This is a genomic window from Novosphingobium percolationis, assembly GCF_020179425.1.
GTDB classification, from domain to species: domain Bacteria; phylum Pseudomonadota; class Alphaproteobacteria; order Sphingomonadales; family Sphingomonadaceae; genus Novosphingobium; species Novosphingobium percolationis.
On sequence record NZ_JAILYM010000004.1, the window covers coordinates 134,807 to 158,532 of the forward strand.

Annotated in this window: 18 protein-coding genes; all 18 read left to right on the top strand. The window is 66.9% G+C overall.

Annotation, left to right across the window (positions count from 1 at the left end):
* Positions 1–91 precede the first annotated feature (91 nt).
* The 18 genes from K3A84_RS12010 (at position 92) to K3A84_RS12095 (ending at position 23,718) form a co-directional block, all read left to right on the top strand.
* On the top strand, positions 92–1,132 hold the full coding sequence (locus tag K3A84_RS12010; protein WP_225009588.1) for a phytanoyl-CoA dioxygenase family protein: 1,041 nt from the start codon (positions 92–94) through the stop codon (positions 1,130–1,132).
* A 194-nt stretch (positions 1,133–1,326) separates the two neighbouring features.
* Positions 1,327–2,340 carry a KpsF/GutQ family sugar-phosphate isomerase gene (locus K3A84_RS12015; RefSeq protein ID WP_225009589.1) on the top strand — a complete coding sequence of 338 codons (1,014 nt, stop codon included), beginning with the start codon at positions 1,327–1,329 and terminating at the stop codon, positions 2,338–2,340.
* A gap of 8 nt (positions 2,341–2,348) precedes the next feature.
* Entirely contained in the window at positions 2,349–3,155 is an 807-nt protein-coding gene (locus tag K3A84_RS12020) for a 3-deoxy-manno-octulosonate cytidylyltransferase (RefSeq protein ID WP_225009590.1), read from the top strand.
* A gap of 25 nt (positions 3,156–3,180) precedes the next feature.
* Entirely contained in the window at positions 3,181–4,047 is an 867-nt protein-coding gene (kdsA, locus tag K3A84_RS12025) for a 3-deoxy-8-phosphooctulonate synthase (RefSeq protein WP_225009591.1), read from the top strand.
* Between the two features lie 88 nt (positions 4,048–4,135).
* Positions 4,136–4,942, top strand: coding sequence for an ABC transporter permease (locus K3A84_RS12030; protein WP_225009592.1), 807 nt, complete (start codon positions 4,136–4,138; stop codon positions 4,940–4,942).
* Positions 4,939–5,604, top strand: coding sequence for an ABC transporter ATP-binding protein (locus K3A84_RS12035; protein ID WP_225009593.1), 666 nt, complete (start codon positions 4,939–4,941; stop codon positions 5,602–5,604). The genes K3A84_RS12030 and K3A84_RS12035 overlap by 4 nt, the downstream gene beginning before the upstream one ends.
* Positions 5,601–6,782, top strand: coding sequence for a hypothetical protein (locus K3A84_RS12040; RefSeq protein ID WP_225009594.1), 1,182 nt, complete (start codon positions 5,601–5,603; stop codon positions 6,780–6,782). The genes K3A84_RS12035 and K3A84_RS12040 overlap by 4 nt, the downstream gene beginning before the upstream one ends.
* Before the next feature lie 8 nt (positions 6,783–6,790).
* Positions 6,791–8,641 (top strand): polysaccharide biosynthesis/export family protein, encoded by a 1,851-nt coding sequence (locus tag K3A84_RS12045; protein ID WP_225009595.1) that lies wholly within the window; start codon positions 6,791–6,793, stop codon positions 8,639–8,641.
* Complete coding sequence (wecB, locus tag K3A84_RS12050; RefSeq protein ID WP_225009596.1) at positions 8,638–9,768, top strand: non-hydrolyzing UDP-N-acetylglucosamine 2-epimerase; 1,131 nt, start codon at positions 8,638–8,640, stop codon at positions 9,766–9,768. Before K3A84_RS12045 ends, wecB begins: the two co-directional genes overlap by 4 nt.
* A gap of 23 nt (positions 9,769–9,791) precedes the next feature.
* Complete coding sequence (wecC, locus tag K3A84_RS12055) at positions 9,792–11,084, top strand: UDP-N-acetyl-D-mannosamine dehydrogenase (protein ID WP_225009865.1); 1,293 nt, start codon at positions 9,792–9,794, stop codon at positions 11,082–11,084.
* Positions 11,085–11,137: 53 nt separating this feature from the next.
* Positions 11,138–16,165: a glycosyltransferase gene (locus tag K3A84_RS12060; RefSeq protein ID WP_225009597.1), complete on the top strand. Its 5,028-nt coding sequence runs from the start codon at positions 11,138–11,140 to the stop codon at positions 16,163–16,165.
* Complete coding sequence (locus tag K3A84_RS12065) at positions 16,162–17,217, top strand: hypothetical protein (protein ID WP_225009598.1); 1,056 nt, start codon at positions 16,162–16,164, stop codon at positions 17,215–17,217. The genes K3A84_RS12060 and K3A84_RS12065 overlap by 4 nt, the downstream gene beginning before the upstream one ends.
* Positions 17,214–18,251, top strand: coding sequence for a GSCFA domain-containing protein (locus K3A84_RS12070; protein WP_225009599.1), 1,038 nt, complete (start codon positions 17,214–17,216; stop codon positions 18,249–18,251). Before K3A84_RS12065 ends, K3A84_RS12070 begins: the two co-directional genes overlap by 4 nt.
* A gap of 59 nt (positions 18,252–18,310) precedes the next feature.
* Entirely contained in the window at positions 18,311–19,156 is an 846-nt protein-coding gene (locus K3A84_RS12075) for a hypothetical protein (RefSeq protein WP_225009600.1), read from the top strand.
* Positions 19,157–19,203: 47 nt separating this feature from the next.
* A complete protein-coding gene (locus K3A84_RS12080) occupies positions 19,204–20,211 on the top strand; it encodes a right-handed parallel beta-helix repeat-containing protein (protein ID WP_225009601.1) in 1,008 nt (335 codons plus the stop codon).
* 11 nt (positions 20,212–20,222) lie between these two features.
* The gene (locus K3A84_RS12085; protein ID WP_225009602.1) at positions 20,223–21,221 is read left to right on the top strand and encodes a CgeB family protein; all 999 of its coding nucleotides are present in this window, start codon (positions 20,223–20,225) and stop codon (positions 21,219–21,221) included.
* A 39-nt stretch (positions 21,222–21,260) separates the two neighbouring features.
* Complete coding sequence (locus K3A84_RS12090) at positions 21,261–22,391, top strand: capsular polysaccharide export protein, LipB/KpsS family (RefSeq protein ID WP_225009603.1); 1,131 nt, start codon at positions 21,261–21,263, stop codon at positions 22,389–22,391.
* Between the two features lie 40 nt (positions 22,392–22,431).
* On the top strand, positions 22,432–23,718 hold the full coding sequence (locus tag K3A84_RS12095; RefSeq protein WP_225009604.1) for a capsule biosynthesis protein: 1,287 nt from the start codon (positions 22,432–22,434) through the stop codon (positions 23,716–23,718).
* The last annotated feature ends 8 nt before the right edge of the window (positions 23,719–23,726 follow it).

Sequence of the window (23,726 nt, forward strand, 5' to 3'; positions counted from 1 at the left end):
GGCGATGGTTTCCGGCGCGGTAAAGAGCGCGGATTCAAAGTGGAGCAATTACAATTGCGCGCGGCCGCCCGTTTCAGGCATCAGGCAGCCCATGACCGTTGGCCCGCTTCGCACGACCCTGCTGATGCCCTGGTGGGTGGCGAGCCTCGCCACCGGGGCCAAGAGCTTCATCGACCATCCGCTGATCGGATCACGCCGGCTGAACGAAGCGGGGCTGCACGTCGCGCGGGTACGGCTGGCCCATGCGCTCGCAGCGCGCCGACGCGCGCGCATCGCGGGGCTGGTGCGCGACGAGGATCGCGCCGCCTTCGCCCGCGACGGCTTCGTGGTGCGCCATGACTTCCTGCCGCCCGCCGTGTTCGAGCGGCTGCGCGAAGGCCTGCAGGGCTGGCGCGGGCCGTGCCGCGACATGCGGCAGGGCGATGCGGTGACGCGCCGCTTCGCGCTCGATCCCGCATTGCTGGCCACCGTGCCCGAAGCGCGCGCGCTGCTGGCGCATCCCGACTGGCAGGGGCTGATCCGCTACGTCGCGAGCTTCGACCGCGAGCCGGTGAGCTATGTCCAGACGATTCTGGCGCAACGCGGCGACGGCAGCGGGCGCGCCGATCCGCAACTGCGGCTGCACGCCGACGCCTTCCAGCCATCGGCCAAGGCATGGCTGTTCCTGGACGACGTGGCCCCGGACGAAGGGCCGCTGACGTATGTGCCCGGATCGCACCGCCTGACGCCGCAGCGGATCGCCTGGGAAAAGGCGATGAGCCTTGCCGCGCCGCAAGCCGAACGCCTGACCGCGCGCGGATCGTTCCGCGTGGGCCCGAACGACCTTGCCGAAATGGGACTATCTCCACCGCGCGCGTTTGCCGTTCCCGCGAACACGCTGGTGGTGGCCGACACCTATGGCTTCCACGCGCGCGGACCGTCGGTGCGGCCATCGCGCCGGACGGAGATCTGGGCCTATTCGCGGCACAATCCCTTCAATCCGTGGAGCGGCGCAGACCTCGCCGCGATCCCCGCGATCCGCGAGCGGAGGGTCGGCGCCTACTGGAAGGGGCGCGACCTGCTGGCGCGGTGGCTCGGCCAACCGTGGAAAGCGGCGGGGATTCGCAGTCCTTTTGACGCCGAACTGTCATGATCGGGGCATAACGCGCCGCCCGACAGCCGAAAGTCCGACTACGATGACCTTGTCAGCGTCGAGCGAGCAGCACGTACTATCCCTATAATAAAAGACATAAATTTTTTGCCTTCGCAGGCGCTAACAGCTTCGATATGGCGCAAATCCGATGCAACTATTGTCACGTGACGGTCAAAAGGCGATAGGATGAAGGAATGCTGAGAAAGGCCAGCCTTCCCGGCCAGTCGCCGACGATGCTTTCCGCGATCGAACTGATCAGCCGTGGGCGCAATGTCGTGCAGATCGAAGCCGATGCGCTGGGCCGCTTGGCGCGCACGCTGGACGACAGCTTCGCCGAAGCGGTACGCGCGATCCTTGCTGCCAAGATGCGCGTCGTGGTGACCGGCATGGGTAAGTCGGGCCTTGTCGGGCGCAAGATGGCTGCGACGCTGGCCGCGACCGGAACGCCGGCAATCTTCGTCCACCCCGCAGAAGCCGCGCATGGCGATCTTGGCATGATTGTGCCGGGCGACGTGCTGCTGGTGGTGTCCAATTCGGGCAATACCGCCGAACTGCGCCCGATCCTGTCCTATGCCCGCGCGCTCGGCTGCCGGATCATCGGCATCGCCTCGCAGGCGGATTCATCGGTGATGCGCAGCGCAGACGTCGGCCTGCTGCTGCCCGATGCGCGCGAGGCGTGCCCGGTGAACATCGCGCCGACCACGTCGACCACGCTGATGATGGCGCTGGGCGATGCGCTGGCGGTGACGGTGATGGGCGTGCGCGGCATCTCGCGCGAGCGGCTGCAGTCGCTGCATCCGGGCGGCGAGATCGGGCTGCAACTGATGCCGATCGTCGAGTTCATGCGCAGCGGCGATGCGTTGCCGCTGGTCGCGCCCGAACAGCCGATGCGCGAAGTGCTGGTGACGATGACCGAAAAGAGCCTCGGCATCGCTGGCGTGATCGACGCGCAGGGCAGGCTGGCCGGGGTAATCACCGACGGCGACCTGCGTCGTCATGTGGACCAGTTGCTGACCTGCACCGCGCAGGAGGTGATGACCCGTTCGCCCAAAACCATCGGCACCAAGGCCCGCGCGGGCGATGCGCTGGCGATCCTGTCGGAAAGCCGCATCACGGCGCTGTTCGTGGTGGAGGACGTGGGAGAAGCGCAAGGCCGTCCGGTGGGGATCGTCCACATCCACGACTTTTCGTCGCCAGGGGCGTGCTGATCCCGCGCATGACCGACCGCGCCGTCATCATCGTTCCCGCCCGGTTCGCCTCCAGCCGCTTTCCCGGCAAGCCGCTCGCCACCTTGCGCGGAGCGGATGGCGTGGTGCGCCCGCTGATCGAGCGCAGTTGGCGCGCGGCCATGGCCGTGCCGGGGATCGACCGCGTGGTGGTAGCGACCGACGACGCGCGCATCGCCGATGTCGCACACGGGTTCGGGGCCGAGGTGGTGATGACGCCCGAAAGCTGCCGCAACGGGACCGAGCGATGCGCCGCTGCGCTCGCGGTGCTGGGCGAGCGCCCCGACGTGGTGATCAATCTGCAGGGCGATGCGCCGCTGACCCCTGCGGGGCTGGTGTCGGCGCTGCTCGACCGGATGCGTGCCGAGCCGGATCTGCCGGTCTGCACCCCGGCCCTGCCCTGCACGGCGACGATGCTGGAAGCGCTGGTGGCCGACCAGGCCGAGGGCCGGGTGGGCGGTACGACGGTGGTGTTCGACCGCCGGCACGACGCGCTCTATTTCTCCAAGCGGGTGATCCCGCACGTGGCGCCCGAACGGATCGCTCAGGCGCCCGGCGCGGTCCATCTGCACGCCGGTCTCTATGCCTATCGACCCGACGCACTGGCGGACTATGCTGCGACACCGCCAAGCGCGATCGAGGAACTGGAAGGGCTTGAGCAGTTGCGCTTTCTCGATGCCGGAATCCGCGTGGGCCTTGCCGTCTGCCCGATGCCGGCGTGGGATCTGATCGAATTGAACAACCCCGGAGACGCGCCGATGATCGAGGCGATCATGGCCGCGCACGGGCTGGCATGATGCGCCGGGGGACGGGGATGGACGCATGAAGTTGCTAGGGCGCGACGTGGGACTGGGCCATCCGCTATTCCTGATCGCGGGGCCTTGCGTGATCGAGAGCGAGGCGCTGTGCCTGACCGTAGCCGAGGCGCTGCGGGCGCTGGCCGACCGCACAAGCGCGCTGGTGGTATTCAAGGCGAGCTTCGACAAGGCCAATCGCAGCGCGCTGTCGGGCTACCGGGGTCTGGGGATGGACGAGGGCCTGCGCGTGCTCGAAAAGGTCCGCGCCGAGACCGGGCTGCCGGTGCTCACCGATGTTCACGACGCCGGACAGGTGAAGCCCGTGGCGCAAGTGGTGGACATGCTGCAGACCCCCGCTTTCCTCGCCCGCCAGACCGACCTGATCACCGCCGTGGGCGCGAGCGGGCGACCCGCCAATATCAAGAAGGCGCAGTTCATGGCGCCGGGCGACATGACGCAGGTGATGGCCAAGGCGCGCGAGGCGGCGCGTGGCGCGGGTGTAGAGCAGGACGCGTTCCTGTGCTGCGAGCGTGGCACCAGCTTCGGCTATGGCAACCTCGTGGTCGACATGCGCGCGCTGGTCGAGATGCGCGCCACCGGCTGCCCGGTGGTGTTCGATGCCACGCATTCGGTGCAATTGCCCGGCGCCAACGGCACGAGTTCGGGCGGACGCCGGGAATTCGTGGCCCCGCTGGCGCGCGCGGCCGTGGCCGTCGGCGTGGCCGGTCTGTTCATGGAAACCCATCCCGATCCGGCACACGCGCTGTCGGACGGCCCCAACGCGATACCGCTGGCGCACCTGCCCGCGCTGGCCGAAGGGCTGATGGCGCTGGCCGAATTTGCCGCGAATATGACACCTATTGGACTAGATGCGCCTGGAACGGCTCGCTAATGCGCGGCCGGGGCACAACGGGGGACCGACCGGGGCGCTTTGGCGGGGAAACCCGTGGTATCCGGCGCGATCGCCGGAGCATTTCCGCTTGGGGAGATCGGTCATAGCTTCGCGCGCGCCTCGTTCGCATCTTGCCGTCACGCTTGGCGTCTGGCGCGCGCTGATCCTGCGCGAAGCCGAAGCGAAGCTGTTTGCGAGCCGGGTGTCGTGGATCTGGGTGCTGGCCGAGCCGGTGCTGCACGTCACCTACCTGATGGTGATGTACAGCGTGATCCGCGTGCGCAAGGTCGGCGATCTTGACACCGCAATGTGGGTCATGGTGGGGTTGCAGGCCTATTTCCTGTTCCGCAAGACCGCTGACGGGGTTTCGACCTCAGCCGACAGCAACAGCGCGCTCTTCGCCTATCGCCAGGTCAAGCCGATCGACACGCTGATCTCGCGCGCATTGCTCGAAGCGACGATGAGCCTGGTGACCACGATGCTGCTGGCCGGGCTTGCCGCGCTGTGGGGGCACGAATTCAAGCCCGACAATCCGCTGTCACTGCTGGGCGCGATGGCCGGGCTGTGGGCGCTGGGCCTGGGCTTCGGGATGATCATCTCGGCCGCGACGACGCTGGTGCGCGAAGTCAGGCTGCTGCTCTCGGTCGTGCTGCGTCCGATGTACCTGATTTCGGGCGTCATCTTTCCCATCGCCTCGCTGGCGCGACCCGTCCGCGAGATCCTGATGCTGAACCCGGTGGCGCACGGCGTGGAAATGGCGCGGATGGGCCTGTCCAGCAGCTACCAGGCGGTGCCCGAAACGGACCCCACCTATCTGTTCATGTTCGCGGGCGTGCTGGTGTTCATCGGGCTTGCGCTGCAACTGCGCTTCGCCTTCCAGATTGCCGAACGATGATCATCGCGCGCAACATCTCCAAGCGATATCGCACCGCACACGGCGCCGGGCGCTGGGTGCTGGAAAACGTCAGCTTCACCATCCCGCCCAAGCTGAGCGTGGGCATCGTCGGCTCGAACGGGGCGGGCAAGTCCACCCTGCTGCGCATCCTGGCCGGCGTCGACAAGCCGACGCGCGGCGAAGTCGACCGGCAGTGCCGCGTTTCGTGGCCGCTGGGCTTTGGCGGGGGCCTGCAGGGCACCCTGACCGGGCGGCAGAATTCGAAGTTCGTGTGCCGCATCCACGGCCACGAGGACGACATCCCGGAACGGCTGGCGCGGATCGAGGAATTCGCCGCGCTGGGCAAGGCGTTCAACGAGCCGATCCGCACCTATTCCACCGGCATGACCGCGCGCCTGCGCTTCGCGATCTCGCTGGCGTTCGATTTCGACGTCTACATCTCGGACGAGGCGACGTCGGCGGGCGACGCCTCGTTCCGCCAGCGCGCCGCCGACGAGTTCAAGCGCCGCGCCAACGAGGCCAGCGTGATCATGGTCAGCCATGATGCCAGCACGCTGCGGCGGTTCTGCACTGCCGGGCTCTATATCCACGGCGGCAAGGCCCACTGGTTCGACAATCTCGACGATGCGCTGCGCGCGTACAAGGACACCCTTCCCAGATGAATGCCGAGACTCCCCTGCTCCACGCCGACGAAGACGCCGTGCCGGTGCGCTTTGCGCGTCCTGCGTTCCTGAAAGGGCCCTGGAGCGGCACCCGCATCCGCAACCTTCTGCTGGGGCTGGCGGCGGTGTCGAGCGCGCTGGCGACCGTCTACTGGCTGTTCATCGCCTCGGACCGCTACGTCTCGGAAGCCGACGTGGTGGTGCAGCGCACGCAGTTGCCCGGCGCCGGCGGCCCCGATCTTGGGGGCCTGCTGTCAGGCTTCGCATCGAGCGGCAACCGCGCCGACCAGATGTTGCTGCGCGATCACCTGCTGTCGGTCGACATGCTCAAGAAGCTGGACAAGCAGTTGCACCTGCGCGCGCACTACAGCGACTGGCATCACGACCCGTTGAGCCGGTTGTGGCGCGCCGACACGCCGATGGAGAAGTTCGAGGACTATTTCCAGAACCGCGTGCGCATCGATTACGACGACTATGACGGCGTGCTGGAAATCCGCGCCGAGGCCTTCGATCCCAAGACCGCGCACGACATCGTGACCGTGATGATGCGCGAGGGCGAAGACTTCATGAACGACAGCGATCACAAGCTGGCGATGGCACAAGTGGACTTCCTCGAAGATCAGGTCGAGCGGATGAGCGAGCGCAATGCCCGCGCGCGGCAGGCCGTGATCGACTTCCAGAACCGCGAGGGCATGGTCTCGCCTGAGGACTCGCTGCGCTCGGTCGAAGAACTGATCGCCCAGCTTTCGGCGCGCAAGAGCGCGCTCGAAACACAGATGACGTCGCTGCAATCCTATCTCGTGTCCGATCACCCCGACGTGGTCGCGGTGCGCCAGCAGATCGCCGCGATCGACGCCCAGATCGCCACCGAGCGCGGCAAGGCGACCGCGCCGGGCAACGCGGCGCTGAACCGCAAGACCGAGAAGTTCCAGCGGTTGCAGCAGGAGGCCACGTTCGCGCAGGCGCTGTACCAGACCACGCTCGCCGCGCTGGAAAAGGGCAAGATCGATGCCTCGCGCACGGTCAAGAAAATCTCGGTGATGCAGTCGCCGACCACGCCCGAAATCGCGGAGCAGCCGCGCCGCGCCTACAACGCCTTTGTCTTCACCCTTGTCGCCTTCCTGCTGGCGGGGATCAGCATGTTGCTCGTCTCCATCGTTCGCGACCACTTCGACTGACAGGACGCATGACCTTGCCTCTGCACAAGACCGCCACCGGACTGATCGCCCCGGCCCTCGCCTTCTCGCTTGGCTGTGCGGCACCCGCCGCCGCACAGATGAACCCGCTGTCGCCCGAAACGATGACGTCGATGGTCTCGGGCATGGACCCTGCGACGATCGCCGCCGCCGTGGCTGCGGCGAGCATGCAATCGGCCGCGAGCGCCGCGGCGGGCGGCGGCGGCACCACCAGCGGCGGCGTGCCGCTGCCAGCGGCATCGCTGCCCAGCACGGCCACGCAGGGCGTCGCGCAGGCAGCGCCGATGGACGTTGGTTCGGCCACCGTCATGCCCAAGGGGCCGCCGCTGTTCGACTACCGCGCCAACCTCGCCTCGCAGGCGTTCGGGTCGAACATGTTCACCGGCGCCTTCGCCCGCGCGACGGCGGCGCAGTTCAATCCCGAATACGTGGTCGGCGTGGGCGACCGGCTGGTGATCCGCCTGTGGGGCGCCTACAACTTCAACCAGATCCAGACCGTCGATCCGCACGGCAACGTGTTCCTGCCCTCGATCGGGCCCGTGAACGTGCTGGGTGTGCGCAACAACCAGTTGCAGCAGATCGTCGAGCGCGCCGTCGCCCGCGCTTATCGCGCCAATGTCTACAGCTATGCCAGCATCGCCGATGCGCAGCCGGTGCGCGTGTTCGTGGGCGGCTTCGTGCGAAGGCCGGGGCTCTATGACGGCACCAGCATGGATTCGATCCTGCACTACCTTGATCTGGCTGGCGGCATCGATCCCGATCGCGGCTCGTTCATCCAGGTGCAGGTCAAGCGCGGCGAGCAAGTGCGCGCGCGGGTCAACCTCTACGAGTTCCTGTTCCGCGGGGTGATGCCGCAGGTGAACCTGTCGAACGGCGACGTGATCTTCGTGAGCCCGCGGCAGAACACGGTGACCGTGACCGGCCTTGCGGAGAACACCAACGTGTTCGAATTCCCCGCCGGTTCGCATACCACCACGGCCGATCTCGCGATGATGGCGCGCCCGCTGGCGCAGGCCACCAACATGCGGATCACGCGCAACACGGGGCCGGTCAAGAATGTCGAATACTATTCGCTGACCGCCCCCACCGCGACCGAACTGGCCAATGGCGACGAAGTGGAGTTCACCGCCGACAAGAAGCCGGGCACGATCACCGTGCGTGTCGAAGGCGAGCACGACAGCGCGCAGGAATACGTGCTGCCCTATGGTTCGCACATGAGCGACCTGCTCAAGCAGATCCAGTTCTCCGACCGTTCGGCCCCGCAGAACATCCAGCTCTACCGCGCGAGCGTGCGCCAGCGGCAGAAGGACATGCTCGCCGCCTCGCTCAAGAGCCTCGAAGCCGCCGCGCTCAACGCGCGCTCGGGCACGAGCGAGGAAGCGCGCCTGCGCGCGCAGGAAGCCGACATGGTGCTGCGCTGGGTGGAACGCGCCAAGCAGGTCGATCCGACCGGCCAAGTGGTGCTGGCCGAAGGTGCCGCGCGCGACAACATGCTGCTCGAAAATGGCGACCGCCTGCGCGTGCCGGGCAAGGACAGCCTGGTGCTGGTGAGCGGCGAGGTGCTGTTCGCCAACGCCGTGACCTGGCGACCCGGCCAGCCGGTAATCGGCTATGTCCGCGAGGCTGGCGGCTATACGCAGAAGAGCAGCGCGCGCCGCATCGTGATCGCGCACCAGAACGGCAGCTATGACGAAGTGAAGGAATCCAGCCGCGAAATCGCGGCGGGCGACGAAGTGCTCGTTCTGCCCAAGGTCGATTCCAAATCCCGCCAGCTGTTCAAGGACCTGACCCAGATCCTCTACCAGATCGCGGTCAGCGCAAGAGTGGTGCTCGCCCTATGACGAAGAAGGTTCTGACGGTTTTCGGAACGCGCCCCGAAGCGATCAAGATGGCGCCGCTGGTCAAGCACCTCGCCGCCGCCGACGGGTTCGATGCGCGCGTCTGCGTGACCGCGCAGCATCGGCAGATGCTCGACCAGGTGCTGCGCCTGTTCGACATCGTGCCCGACTACGATCTCGACATCATGAAGCCCGGCCAGACGCTTTCGGGCATCACCAGCGAGATCCTGACCCGCATCGAAGGCCCGCTGAAGGACTTCGCGCCCGATATCGTGCTGGTCCATGGCGATACCTCGACCACCTTCGCCACCACGCTGGCCGCCTATTACCAGCAGATCCCGGTCGGACATGTCGAGGCGGGCCTGCGCACGGGCGACCTCTATTCGCCCTGGCCGGAAGAGGCCAACCGCAAGCTGACCGGCGCGCTGGCGCGGCTGCACTTTGCCCCTACCACGCAATCGCAGGCAAACCTGCTGGCCGAGAACATCACAGCCGATGCGATCCACGTCACCGGCAACACGGTGATCGACGCGCTGCTGATGGTGAAGGCCAAACTGGAAGCCGACGAAGCGCTTTCATCAGAACTGGCGGCGCAATTTGCCTCCGTCCTGCGCGAGGGCGCGCGCCTGATCCTGATCACCGGCCACCGCCGCGAGAACTTCGGCGGCGGGTTCGAACGGATCTGCGCCGCAATCGCGGAACTGGCGGCGCGCTACCCGGACGCCGACTTCGTCTATCCGGTCCACCTCAACCCGAACGTGCGCGATCCGGTCAACCGCATTCTGGCCGGGGTCGGCAACGTTCACCTGATCGAACCGCAAGACTACCTGCCGTTCGTATACCTGATGAATCGCAGTTACATAATTCTGACCGATTCCGGAGGTATTCAGGAGGAAGCGCCATCACTGGGCAAGCCTGTTCTGGTCATGCGCAACACGACCGAACGCCCAGAAGCAGTCGAGGCGGGGACCGTCAGACTTGTCGGCACCAGCATCGACCAAATCGTCGGCGGTGTTGCCGAACTGATGGACAGCAACATTAAATATCGCGACATGGCCTTTTCCCACAACCCTTATGGAGACGGTCGCGCTTGCGAACGGATTCATAAGGTGCTTGAGCATTGGGAATGAGGACCGCCACCATCAAGCAAGCCATGGCCGTGGCGCATGACCCCGGCCTATCTTTCAAACGCATTTCCGTCGTCGGGCTCGGCTATATCGGCCTGCCCACGGCGGCGGTGTTCGCCTCGCGCGGCGTCGAAGTGATCGGCGTGGACGTCAACGCCCATGCGGTAGAGACGATCAACAGCGGGCGCATCCACATCGTCGAGCCCGATCTCGACATGGTGGTTCATGCCGCGACCGTTGAAGGCAAGCTGCGCGCCACGCTGACGCCGGAACCTGCCGAAGCGTTCCTGATCGCCGTCCCCACCCCCTTCAAGAACGACCACGAACCCGATCTTTCCTATATCGAAGCTGCCGCCCGCGCGATCGCGCCGGTGCTGGAGGCAGGCAATCTCGTCGTGCTCGAATCCACGTCGCCGGTGGGCGCGACCGAGCAGATGGCCGCCTGGCTCGCCGCGGCCCGTCCCGATCTGACCTTCCCGCAGACCGCGGGCGAAGATTCCGACATCCGCGTGGCGTACTGCCCGGAACGCGTCCTGCCCGGCCACGTGCTGCGCGAACTGGTTGAAAACGACCGGGTAATCGGCGGCATGACGCCACGCTGCTCGCAGGCTGCCTGCGCGCTTTACGGCACGTTCGTGCAGGGGGCCTGCGTGGTGACCAACGCACGCACCGCCGAAATGTGCAAGTTGACCGAAAACGCCTTCCGCGACGTCAACATCGCCTTCGCCAACGAACTGTCGCTGATCTGCGACAAGCTGGACATCAGCGTGTGGGAGCTGATCGCGCTCGCCAACCGGCACCCGCGCGTCAACATCCTCCAGCCCGGTGCGGGCGTGGGGGGCCACTGCATCGCGGTCGACCCCTGGTTCATCGTCAACCGCACGCCCGACGAGGCGCGGCTGATCCACGCCGCGCGGCTGGTCAACGATAGCAAGCCGCAGTGGGTGATCGGCAAAGTCGAAGCCGCTGTCGCAGCCGCCGCGCGCCGCAAGGGCTGTGCAGTTTCGGACGTGCGGATCGCGGCCTTCGGCCTCGCCTTCAAGCCCGACATCGACGACTTGCGCGAGAGTCCGGCGGTCGGGATCGTCGAGCAGCTGGCGACCAGCTTCCCCGGCCAGATCCTTGCGGTCGAGCCGAACATCGACGCGCTGCCGGCCAGGCTCGCTACGCGCGGCGTCGCGCTGGCCGACATGGCCGAAGCGCTGCGCACTGCCGACGTATGGGCGCTGCTGGTCGACCACAAGCCGTTCCGCGAGGCCGTTCCGACCCCGCGCGCGGGCGTCGAGATCATCGACACGCGCGGAATCTGGTCTGCCTGACCCGCTGCCCGATCCGACACCCGGCCCTTTCGCGACCATCATCCTGTGAGCCGATGACCGACACTCTCCCCGACAGCGACACCCGCAGCCACCCCATCCCGGCGGACCGCATCAGCGAACTCTATCGGGGCGAAGTCGCCTCGGACGAGGCGAGCGAAGTGGCGCGCGAGCGCATCCACTGGATGTGTTCGCACGCGCGGGGCGAGACCGTGCTCGACATCGGTTGCAGCCAGGGCATCGCCGCCATCCTGCTGGCGCGCGAAGGTTTCGTGGTGACGGGCGTGGACGCGCACCCCGACGCCATCGCCTATGCCACCGAGGCAACCATGCGCGAGGCGGCGGCGGTGGCAGCGCGGCTCACGTGGCTGCAGCGCGATCTTTACGAGTTGCCGCAGGACCTGCTGGCCGACACGGTGGTACTGGGCGAAGTGATCGAACACCAGGCGGTGCCCGAACGCTTCCTGCTGGCGGCGCGGCGGCATCTGGCGCCGGGCGGCACGATTGTGCTGACTACCCCATTCGGTCTGCACCCCCACGAAGACCACAAGGCGACGCTGCTGCCGCGCGACGTGGTGCGCATGGCCGAAGCCATCGGGCTGGCGGTGGACGAAATCGACGTGGTCGACGGCTACATCCGCATGATCGCGCGCGATGGCGAAAAGGCCCCGCGCAACGACGAGGACCTGCTGCGCGTGACGTCATCGGGCGCGCTCGCGGCGCAGGAGCGGCACTACGCGTTGATGGCGAAGAGAGGGGCCGCGCTCGAGGCGCGAACACGCGAAATCGCCAAGCACACCGCCACCATCGCATCGCTGCGTGGCGGCTCGGACGCGCAGAAGAAGGCGCTTGCGGAACTCGAGACCGAACTGGCGAAGGCGCGCCGCCAACTGGCCGAGACGCGCGCCGCCGACGAACGCGCCATCGCCGAACTGACCGCCAATGGCGAGCGGTTGCGTGGCGATCTGGCGAAGGCGCGCAAGACCGGCGAGGACCTGGCCGAGCGGCTGGAAGTCCATCGCGACAAGCTGACAGCACGGCTTGACGCGATGCGCGAGGAACTGGGCGGCAAGCTCGAAGCCGCGCGCGACACGCTCGTGCGCGTGCGTGGCAAGCTCAGTGAAAAGCTTGAGGCCGCGCGCGAGGAGCTGAAGCTGGCGCGCGAGACGAACGAGCGGCTGGCCGCGAACGTCGCGCGGGCCGAAGCCGACCTGACCCAAAGCCATGCCGAGACTGCTGCCGCGCGCGCCGAACTGGCCGAGACGCAGGCCGCGCGGGCGGGCCTGGAAGACCACATCGACGATCTGACACGCCTGGTGGCGACGCTGCGCGAAAACCTTGCGACGCAGGACGCAGCCTACCTGCGCAAGCGCGAGGAGCAGCGCAAGCGCATCGCCGACGCCAATGCCGAGCGCAAGGCGCTGCAGAAACGGCTCGCCACGCGCGAGGCCGAACTGACCGCTGCACTCGCCGAAGCACAGGCGCAGCTGCAGCACGAACGGCGCGCGGCGCTGGTCCAACAGCGCGGGCACCAGCGCGTGCAGGCCGCCTACGAGCGGCAGGCCGCCGCGCTGAAGCAGACGGTCGGGTTCCAGCTGGGCGACCTGCTGGTCAAGGGCTTCCGTTCCCCCGGCGCGATCGCAAAGCTGCCCGGCCAGCTGATCGCGCTGCGCCGCGAGGACGTGAAGCGCAAGCGCACGCGCGGCGCCAAGCTGGTGGCGGCGCTAGGGGGCAAGGACTTCTCGCGCCTGATCGAGCGATTCGAGGCTGAAGGATACGACGCCGCCGTCGCCATGATCGAGGCGCTGGATCTGGTGCCGGTCGCCCGCGCCAATGCCTATACCGCGCTGGCGCGTCACCTTCAGGCGGGCGACCCGGCCCGCTGCGCGCAGGCCGCGCGGATCGCGCAGGACGCCGACCCGCAGCCTTGGCGCGCGAAGTGGCTGGCCTTCCGCCTGTTCGACGCGGGCGAACTGCTCGAACCCGCGCGGCTGCTGCGCGAACTGCCGGATGACAACGCGCTCAGCGCCTCTGAAGAAGCGCGTTCGGCGCAGATCCACGCGCTGGCCGACTTGTTCGAACTGAAGCCCGACCTGCCGATCACGCCATCGACGCGCTACAGCCCCAAGCCGCGTTCGCTGCTCTATGTTGCGGCCAGCGCAATGCCCTATCACATCAGCGGCTACACCACGCGCACCGCCGCGCTGCTCAGCGCAATCGCGGCCTCGGGCGTGGAACTGACCGCCGCGACACGCCCCGGCTATCCGTGGGACCGGCCCGACACCAAGGGCGCCGCGCGGGAAACACGGACGCTGGTCGATGGCGTGGAATACCGCCACTTCCGCCAGCCCGCGCAGAGCCTGCCGCTCGACGTCTATCTCGAACGTGCGGCGGCGGCGATCGCGCGGTTGGCCGTGGAGAAGCGCGTCGGCGCGATCCAGGCTGCGTCGAACCACGTCAACGCGCTGCCCGCGCTGATCGCGGCGCGGCAGGTGGGCGTGCCGTTCCACTACGAGATGCGCGGGCTGTGGGAAATGAGCCGCGCTTCGAACGTCGAGGGTTTCGAGGAAAGCGAACGCTATCGCCTCGGGCTAGATCTGGAAGCCTTCGCCGCACGGCAGGCTGACCGGGTCTATGCGATCTCGCAACCGCTGGCCGAATTCCTGACGCGCGAATGGGGCATCGCGCGCAATCGCATTGCGGTACTGCCCAATGGCATCGACAGCGCCGCCTTCGCCGCGATCTCCCCTTCGCGCCCGGCGCGCTTCACCATCGGCTATGCCGGTGCGCTGGTGGGCTACGAAGGGCTGGACCTGCTGCTCGATGCGATCGCCGCGTTGCGTGGTGAGGGCAAGGACATCGCGCTGTCCCTGATCGGCGATGGCGCGGCGCGCGAAGCGCTCGAAGCGCAGGCGCAGGCCCTGGGCCTTGGTAGCGCGGTCGAGTTCGCGGGCAAGCTGGCCCCGGCGCAGGCGCGCGCGCGGATCGCGCAAATGTCGCTGGTCTGCCTGCCGCGCCGCCCCGACAAGGTGTGCGAGCTGGTGCCGCCGATCAAGCTGGTCGAGGCGATGGCACTGGGCGTGCCACTGGTGGTGCCCGATCTCGCAGCCTTCCGCTCCGAAGCCGAGGACGGCGTAACCGCGCGGTTCTTCCGTGCAGGCGATGGCGCCGATCTCGCCCGCGCCATCGCGGCGGTATTCGACGATCCCGCCAGTGCAGCCGCCATGGCGGAAACAGCGCGCACGCGCGCGCTCGAACAGCGCGACTGGGGCGCGGCGGCGGCGCTGGTGTTGTCCAACCTTGGTGGGCCGCGCGAGGATTCCGCAGGCAAGACCGGCACCCAGGACCGATCCCCAGAGCAGGAGGCACCCGGCGCTCTGTCGCTCACCGGACTGCTGCTCGACCCGCAGCGGACGACGGATTTCGTCGCCCGGGAAGGGGCGGCAGGCATCGTCGCGCTGATCGACAAGGAGCGCACGCTGTCGGGCAAGGCCCGCGCGCTTGAACTGATCCGCGTGGGCCGCACGTTGAGCGATGCAGGGCTGAGCGCGGCGGACGTGGCGCTGGCCGACGAAGCGCTGGCGACCGACCGCAGCGTGGCGGTGCTGATCAGTGCCTATGGCGCGTTCGAGCGCGCGGGCGTGTTCGAGCGCACCGCCGCCATCCTTGCCGAACTCAATGCCCATCCGCACGTGATCGCCAACCAGAACGACCGGCAGCGGGTGGAAAAGCTGAAAGGCGGGCTCGCCCACCAGCTTTCGATGCTCGACCTGATCGAAGAAAGCCGCGAACGCGCGTTCGAGCCGGTCGGCAATCGCATCTGCTACATGCTGCACAACAGCCTGCCCTATTCCTCGGGTGGCTACGCCACGCGCACGCACGGCGTGGCGACGGGCCTGCGCGACAACGGCTTCGACGTGGTGGCGATGACGCGCCCCGGCTTCCCGCACGATGTCGTGACGGGGCTCGAAGGGCAGGACGTGCCGCAGGTCGATGTGATCGACGGCATTCCCTATCGCCGCACGTTCGAGCCGCGCCGAAGTGCGCTGAAGTACGTGAACTATGTCCCCGAAGCGGCGCGCGTGCTGGAGGAACAGTACCGCGAGCTGCGCCCGGCCATGGTCATGTCGGCATCGAACCACGTCGTCGCGCTGCCCGCGCTGATCGCGTGTCGGCGCCTTGGCATTCCCTTCGTGTACGAAGTGCGCGGCTTCTGGGAAGTAACCAAGATGTCCCGCGAGGACGACTATGGCGAGACCGCCGCCTACAAGCTGCAGAGCCTGCTCGAAGCGGCGGTGTGCAAGGCCGCTGACCATGTCTTCACGCTGACCGAGCCGATGCGCGAGGAACTGGCCGAGCGCGGGGTCGATGCCGGGCTGATCGACATCCTGCCCAATTCCTGCGATCCCGAACGCTTCCTGCCGCGCGCCCGCGATGGCCAGCTGGCAGCGGAGCTGGGCATTCCCGATGGCACGCCGGTGATCGGCTATGTCGGCACCTTCGTGGATTACGAAGGGCTGGAGGATCTGGCGCGCGCCTGCGGGTTGCTCAAGCAGCGCGGGCAGGACTTCCGCCTGCTGCTGGTCGGCAACGAGAATACGTCGGGCAACGACACGGGACCGATCACGCAGATGATCGCCGAAGCGGCCGACGAATCAGGCTTCTCCGACTGGCTGATCATGCCCGGCCGCGTGCCGCACGAGGTGGTCGGGCGCTACTACTCGCTGCTCGACGTCTGCCCGTTCCCGCGCAAGCCCTGGCCGGTGTGCGAGATGGTCTCGCCGATGAAGCCATTGGAAGCGCTGGCCATGGAAAAGGCGGTGGTGGTCTCCAGCGTGCGCGCGCTGGTGGAGATGATCGCCGACGGCAAGACCGGGCTGGTGTTCGAAAAGGGCAATATCGAAAGCCTGGCCGACACGCTGCAACACGCGATGACCTCGCCCGACCTGCGCGCGGAACTTGGCCGCAACGGTCGCGCCTGGGTGCAGGACGCGCGCACATGGCGTGCGGTCGGGGCCAAGGCCGCAGGGCTGCTGGCCGACTACGTCACCCCGGTGGCGCCTGATGTGGAGCTGGCGCAATGACGATCGATCTCGAAAAGAAGGACAGTGTCGAGGACAGTCCGCGCTTCCTGCGCTATCTGCGCGCGCGCTTCTCGCAACTGACGCCGGGCGATCACAAGCTGGTGTTCTCCGTCGGAGGCCTGAAAGTCCATTTCAAGGCGCGCATCGTCGAAAAGCCGACGCAGCTGCTGTTCACCTTCCACGGCGCAGTCAACCGCGACACGCGGCACAAGATCCCGTTCAACGGCTTCTTTCCAGGGCTGGCAAACACGAACCAGGTCGCGCTCAGCGATCCGTCGCTCGCCGTGTCGCCCGATTTCCGCATCGGCTGGTTCGCCGGGCACCGGGGTTTCGATACACAGTACCACCTGCGCGGCGCGCTGCGCACCATCACCAAGGCGCTGGGCGGCGACCGGACGATCTATTTCGGAACGTCGGGCGGCGGCTTTGCGGCACTCTACTACTCGTTCTTCGCGCCCAAGGCCGTCACGCTGGTGTTCAATCCGCAGACGAACATCCCGGCCTATCACAGTACGCTGGTGACCCCCTATCGCGAGGCCTGCTGGCCCGATCTCAAGTCCAACGACCAGCTTGCCGACGTGACCTGCACCAATCTTCCCGAACTTTACGCAACGGGCTTCCGCAACACGATCGTCTATTGCCAGGCGATGGGCGACCGGCATCACGCGACCACGCACATGCTGCCCTTCCTCGGCGCGCTGGCCGGGCAATCACGCTCGCGCCGGGTCCTGCTGCACAGCGATTTCACCGGCAATCACGGCCATGTGAGCGACCATGCGGCCTACCTCCAATGGGCGCGCGCGATCGCCGCCAGCCCGACCGACGAGCCCAAGGACCTGCTGGACACTTGGCACGCCATTCGTCGCAAGGGCGGTCCGGTGCCCGCCCGCCCCGCCCCAGCGCCGCGCCCGGCCAGGGCTCCGGCCCTTGCGGCTGCCTCGGCCCCGGCCCCGGCTGCCGTGGCGCGCGCCGCCGAGCCGCAGAGGGGCTTCCGGGCCGAAGACATCGCGCTCGCCGAACGATTGCGAGCCCATCGGGAGGCGCAACGATGACCAATCCCTATCGCGGTCGGCCTGAGCGGTCGTTCTGGCGCTCTGCCGTGACCGAACGCCACGTCGCCGATTTCACCGGAATGTGGGATCCGATGCCGCTGACGCGCGCCGACAAGGTGGCGACCGCGGGCAGCTGCTTTGCCCAGCACATCGGCCGCAATCTTGAAAGGCGTGGTGCGGCCTACATGGATTGCGAGCCCGCGCCGCCGGTGTTCGCCAGCGAAAGCGAGGCACGCCGCTTCGGCTATGGCGTATTCTCGTGCCGTTATGGCAACGTCTATACCGCGCGCCAATTGCTCCAGCTGGCGCAGGAAGCGTTCGGCGAGCGTCGCCCCGCCGAAGTCGTGTGGCAGAAGAACGACCGCTTCTTCGACGCGCTGCGCCCCGGCGTCGACCCCGTTGGGCAGGCCAGCGCGGAAGACGTGCGGATCGAGCGGCTGCGCCATCTCGATGCGGTGCGCGCGATGTTCGAGACGCTTGACGTCTTCGTATTCACGCTGGGGCTGACCGAGGGCTGGGAAAGCCTTGAGGACGGGACGATGTTCCCGACCGCGCCGGGCACGATCGCGGGCAGCTTCGACCCCGAACGCTATGCCTTCCGCAACTTGCGCTATGGCGAAGTCATGGCCGACATGCGCGCGTTCTGGGCCTTCCTTAAGCTGGCCAATCCGGGCGCGCGGATGCTGCTGACGGTCTCGCCGGTGCCGCTGGTGGCAACGGCGACGGGGCAGCACGTCCTGCCCGCGACGACCTATTCCAAGTCGGTGCTGCGCGCGGTGGCGGGCGATCTCGCCGCCGACGAGGACGACATCCACTACTTCCCGTCGTACGAAGTCATCATCGGCCATCCCTCGCGGGGCATGTTCTTCCAGCCCGACCTTCGCGAAGTGAACGAGTTCGGCGTGAACCTGGTGATGAGCCAGTTCTTCTCGGGCCCGCTGGCGCAGGAGTTCGGCCAGCACGACGCGCCCGCCGAAGATGAAGAAGAATTCGACGTGATCTGCGATGAAGGCAGGATTACCGAAGACCTGTAACAGCAGACGCCTAGTCACCGCCGACGCGACGACAGGACGACCAGAGGGGCAGAGTTGGGATGATCGACACCAAGACCGGCCAGAGCAGGCCCTTCGTGGTGCTCTGCGGGATGCCGCGCTGCGGCACGCGCCAGTTCGCGGACTTTCTCAACCGTCATCACGACGTGTGTATCCAGGGCGAGATCCGCCATGCACTGTTGCGCCCGCTGCGCGACATGATGGCTGCAGGCGACGCCGCCTATCCGCAAGGCTATGCGTCGAACTACTTCCAGCGCAAACGGGCGCAAGCGGTGGTCGAGCTTTTCGCCAGCTTTTCCAAGGCCCGCCGGGTCATGAAGCCCAAGGCCACCTTCCACGGCTTCAAGACGCCGCAGATCGAAAGCCATCACAAGCGCATCGACCAGATCGTCGGGACCAGCTTTGCGACCACGGCCTATCTCTACTGCATCCGCAACGTGGCCGACTGCTACCTTTCGTTGGTGGAAATGCCTTGGTTCACCGACGGTCCCAACGCCTATATCGACAAGTACATCGAAAGCCTGGAGACGGCGATCGAACTGCGCCATGCCTCGCTGCGCACCGGCGCGCGCGCATCGATCGGCGTGCTCAACCTGGACGACTTTATCGCCTGTGACGACAAGCCGACCTGGCTGGCGCGACGCCTGTTCCACCCGCTGACCATTCCGGCGAGCGATGAGTGGATCAAGGAGATCGCCGAGACCACCGATAACCGCAACGCCACCGAGCGCGCGACCGGCACGCGGCGCGCCAAGGTGCTTGGCGGTGCTGCGGCCGAGGTCTTCGCCCTGCGTCTGGCCGAGGTAGAGCGTGCCGTGGAGCGGTTTAATCGCACATTCAGCGAAAATCTCTCATGCCGGTTGCCGCTGGCGGCGATTGCCGCCTGACGGTCTGGCGGCGCGCCGCGGGCGCGACACTTCGGAAGGTCCAGTTCATGTCCCAGGGTTTGCGCTTCGCCGTCGCGTTCTCGATCGGCCTTGGCGGTGCGATCCCCGCCACCGCCTTTGCGGGCGATGTCTATATGGCCGCCAACGGCAGCGACGCCAACGATGGCGGTAGCGCACAAAGGCCGGTGGCCACGCTGGCGGCGGCGGTGCAGGTCGCTGCGGCGCGATCGGCCCGAACGGGTGAGGACATGACCGTGCAGATCGCCCCCGGCATATATCGCGGACAGACGCTGGCGCTCGACGACAAGCGGATGCGCGGGCGGCTGACACTCGCCGGAACCGGCAGCAAGGCCGACAGCTATCCCGCCTTCTACGGCAACGGCACGGGCACGTTTCTGCGTTATGATGGCAGCGCGGGGCGCGACACCGGCCTGACCGTGCGCAACCTGCGCATCGTCGATTACGCGACCGCGATCACGCTCAATGGCAACCGCAACGATGCCCACGCCTTCAATCGCGGCACCACGATCAGCGGCAACATCTTCGCCCGGATCGGCACCGACACGACCAAGGGCCTCGGCAAGTCGACCGCTGCGGTGCGGCTCGTCAATTCGCATGACAACGTGATCGAGAACAACTGGTTCAAGACCATTCGCAACTATCCGGTCACCGCCTGCGCGGGGCTGCATGCAATGTACGTCGCGCACGGCTCATCGGGCAACCGCATCGTCGGCAACACGATCGAGGACTTCTGCGGATCGGCGGTGAAGCTGCGCGATTCGTCCGACAACAACGTCATCGACCGCAACACCTTCCGCACCACCGATCGCACGACCGGCATCGAGGAATGGTTCTGCGACCTTGGCAAGTCCGAGGAATGCACCAAGAAGAGCGGCGAATGCCCCTCCACCGGCAATCTCGCGCGCGGCAACCGCTTCGACGGGATCGACCAGTTGCGCCGCGTGAACATCCGCGGCACGCGCAAGCCCCGGCCCTGGTGCGACGCGGCGATCTATGATCGCCCGCGCATTTCCGCCAACGAAACGACGGACTGAAGATCGGCACGATGGGGGCAACGGGGATCAAGATCGCGCTGCTGGCGGACGAACTGACGCGCTCGTGCCTAGCGCCCGAATGCCAAGTGATCGACGTTCCGGCCAAGGGCTTCGCGCCGCTTCTGCGCGCCGAACGTCCGGACATGCTGCTGGTGGAGTCCGCGTGGCACGGGGCTGGCGGCGCCTGGAAGTACAAGATCGCATCCTATCCCCGCCACCTGCTACGCACCAACCGCCGCCTGCGCCGCCTTGTCGCCACCGCGCGCGACCTGGGCATTCCGACGGTGTTCTGGAACAAGGAAGACGGCGTCCACTTCGGTCGCTTCATCGACAGCGCGCGGCATTTCGACCACGTGTTCACCGTCGATGCCAATTGCGTGCCCCGCTATCGCGCGGTGATGGGCGAACAGGCCTCGGTCGGGGTGCTGCCCTTTCCCGTGCAGCCCGCGATCCACAACTTCACCGGCTTCAACTTCCGCAGCAACGACGCCAATTTCGTCGGCAGCTACAGCACCCACATCCACGATGGCCGCCGCGAATGGCAGAACATGGCGTTTTCCGCCGCGCTCGACACGGGGCTGGGGCTGACCATCTATGACCGCAATTCTGACCGGCCTTCGTCGATCTACCGCTATCCCGACTGGTCGGGGCTGGTGGTGCGTCCGGCGGTCGATCACACCCGCACCGCACAGATCTATAAGGACCACCTCGTGTCGCTGAACGTCAACACCGTCACCGATTCGGCGACGATGTTTTCGCGCCGTCTGGTCGAGATCCTCGCCTGCGGCGGCATTGCGGTAACATCGGCCGCGCGCTCGGTCGAAGCGATGTTCCGCGATTTCTGCCATGTCGTCGCCACGCCCGAAGACACTCGCGCACTGTTCGAGCGGCTGCGCCACGGGCCTTCGAGCGAAGATCTCGATCGTGCGCGCGAAGGCTCGCGCTACGTGCTGGCGCAGCATACATGGGCGCAGCGGCTCGAACAGATCGCGACGACCGTGCGACTCTGAGCGTCGTAAGGGCGCGGGCGCGCGCAAGGGGGACACGACTTGGACCGGCGTTACGATAGGATCATCGCCGTCGGCCTGCGCCGCTGGAAGGCGCACAACTTGCGCGCGATCCTCTCCTCCTGCACCCGCGAAGTTCACTTCGTCGCCGACGCGGCGCAGGCGGAAAAGCTGCGGCCGACCGCCCGGGATGCGATCGCGATCTGGGGCGCGACACCCGGCCCCGCCTTGCACGCGCTGGCCACCGCGACCAGCGCCACCTTGCTGCGGCTGGAGGACGGGTTCATCCGCTCGGTCGGGCTTGGCTCGGACCTGATCCCGCCGCAGTCGCTGGTGCTCGATCCGGTCGGCATCTATTTCGACGCCACGGCGCCGAGCGCGCTGGAGATCCTGCTGCAGACCGCCGCGTTCGATGACGAGAAGCTGGCGCGGGCCGCCGCCGCGCGCGCCTTCATCGCCGCCGAAGGCCTGACCAAGTACAACATCGAAGCCCGCATTCCCCCGCGCTGGACACCACAGGGCCGCCGCGTGGTGCTGGTGCCCGGGCAGGTCGAAAGCGATGCCTCGATCGCGCTGGGCGGAACCGGCGTGCGCAGCAACCTGGCGCTGCTTGAACAGGTCCGCGCCGCCTGCCCCGACGCCTATATCGTCTACAAGCCCCACCCCGACGTGATGAGCGGCAACCGGCGTGGCCGCACCGCGCGGCGCGAGGCCGAAGCGCTGGCCGACTGGATCGAGACCGAATGTTCCATAGTTAGCTGCATCGAAACCTGCGACGCGCTGCACACGATCACGTCGCTGTCGGGCTTCGACGCCATGCTGCGCGGCAAGCCGGTCACGACCTGGGGTATGCCCTTCTACGCTGGATGGGGGTTGACCGAAGATCGCGCGCCCGATGCCAGAGCCCTGTTGCGCCGCACCCGGAGACTGACGCTCGATGAAATTGTTGCGGGCGCGTTACTGCAATATCCGCTTTACTGGAACGAAGCTGATGAACGCGAAACTAACTGCGAATCCGTCCTATCCAGCATTGCACACAACCGTAATATGTTGGAGATATCGCGGAAGCTCGAAGGACTGCGCAGAGGGCCGACCAGAAGGTTGATCCGCAAGCTGCGCACGCTCACGCGGGCGTGGCTGGGGACCAACAGTCGTGATAGATGGTGGAATTAAGGCCTTTCAGGGGCGGCGCGTACTGCTGCTCCAAGGTCCGGTGGGGCCGTTCTTCAAACGGTTCGCGCGGGATTTGCACGATGCCGGCGCGCAAGTGCACAAGCTCAATTTCAATGCCGGGGACTGGTTCTTCTTCCACAGTGGTGAGACCTACCGCGGCACGATGGAAGACTGGCCACGCTGGCTGGAACAGCGCCTGCGCACGCTGAAGATCGACATCGTTTTCCTGTTCGGCGATTGCCGTCCGATCCACCGCGCCGCGCACGAAGTCGCGACCGGCATGGGGATCGAGGTCGGCGTGTTCGAAGAAGGCTATATCCGGCCCGACTTCGTCACGCTGGAACGCGACGGGGTCAACGCCAACAGCCTGATGACGCGCACGCCCGAAGACTATCTGCGCGCGCCCGACCGCGTGATCGCGCGTCGGCCGATGCCGCACAGCTTCTGGGCCATGGTGTGGTGGGGGTTCCTCTATTTCACCATCGGCGGGTTCGGGCAGATGTTCTTCCCGCACTATTGCCACCATCGTCCGCTGACGATCATGGAAATGTTCCCCTGGCTGCTCTCGCCGCTGCGGAAGGGCTGGTTCAAGTGGCGGCAACGGGGCGTTCAGGCCCGGCTGGAGGGTGAACTCGACAAGCGCTTCTTCCTTGTGCCGCTGCAGGTCCACAACGATTCGCAGGTCGTGATCCACGCCGATGTCGGCGGCGTCGAAGGCTTCATCGCGTCGACCATCGTATCCTTCGCGGCGCATGCCCCGGCCAATTGCGTGCTGGTGTTCAAGCACCATCCGATGGATCGCGGCTATCGCGACTATAGCGCGCTGATCCGCCGCTTGTCGCGCGCCGAAAGGTGCGAGGGGCGAGTGCTCTACATCCACGACCAGCATACCCCGACGCTGATCCGGCATTGCCGCGGCGTCGTCGTCATCAACAGCACCGTGGGCCTGACCGCGGTCGGCATGAAATGCCCCACCAAGGCCGTGGGCGAAGCGGTCTGGGACATTCCCGGCCTGACCTACCAGGGCGCGCTCGACCGCTTCTGGACCGAGGCGGACAGCGCCGTACCCGACAACCGGCTCTATATGAAATTCCGCGACGAGTTGATCACCACAACGCAGATCAACGGCAGCTTCTACCGCAAGCTCGCCCCGGAAACATCGGCCACCGGCCTGATCTGGACCGCCGAGGCGACCAGCCTGCCCAGCGTTGCCGCCAACCGGCGCCAGCGTATCGCCGTCGCGACCTCAGCAACCGACGAGGCGACGCCACGCCCGCCGATCGGCGAGGACGCCAAAACCAAGATGCCGGCGCTGGCGGTGCACTGAAGGCAAGT